This is a genomic window from Pseudoalteromonas sp. S3776, assembly GCF_005886915.1.
Classification (GTDB): Bacteria; Pseudomonadota; Gammaproteobacteria; order Enterobacterales; family Alteromonadaceae; genus Pseudoalteromonas.
This window is the reverse complement of the sequence record NZ_PNCU01000193.1, coordinates 1-596: the sequence shown is the minus strand read 5'-3', so window position 1 is coordinate 596 and position 596 is coordinate 1. Positions and strand designations below refer to the sequence as shown.

Here is a 596-nt window from a genome sequence, read left to right as displayed (position 1 = left end):
GTATCATTGCCATAGTTATGGATCTTTTTCAAGTTGTGCACAGAGCACATCAGTTGCCACTGACCATTCACTTTAACGCGTCCTCTCAGGCTCAATTCTGTTAGCCCCATTTCCTGCATATGGCCAAAGGGTGGCTCTGCAACGCCAAGTCGCTTGCTGTAAATCCGTCTACCTGCCGGGCTGTCAATTTTGTCTTTCATCATTTGCAGAACATCCGGTGTTTTCTGCGTCACCACTTTCTTATAGAAGAAAGCGACTGAACGAGCACTTTTCTGATCCGGTTTTCGCAAGCATTGGCTTTTTAAAGGGCATTCCCGGCATTTATCCAGATACCCACAAAACTGATAGGCAGGCTCACCTCCGATTATGGCTTTGTCGCTGCTCAACCACATAGCCTGACCTGCCGGGCAGACGCACGTCATAGCTTGTGTATCAAATTGAAAATCTTCGGTTCGGAATCGACCTGTAGCGACGGGCTTACCCTGTTTTTTCGCCCGTGCCGCTCGATCTTTTTTGTGCTGGATTTTGTATCGCCCGGCCTGATCAAAATCAGGATCTCGCTGGCGAAACTGGTTGTCAGCAATGTAAGCATCAAC

The 596-nt window shown here is 48.3% G+C and carries 1 protein-coding gene; it reads right to left on the bottom strand.

The annotated features are described in order from the left end of the window. The coding region (locus tag CWC16_RS19600; protein WP_171037713.1) for a transposase at window positions 1–596 on the bottom strand (596 nt) is incomplete at both ends.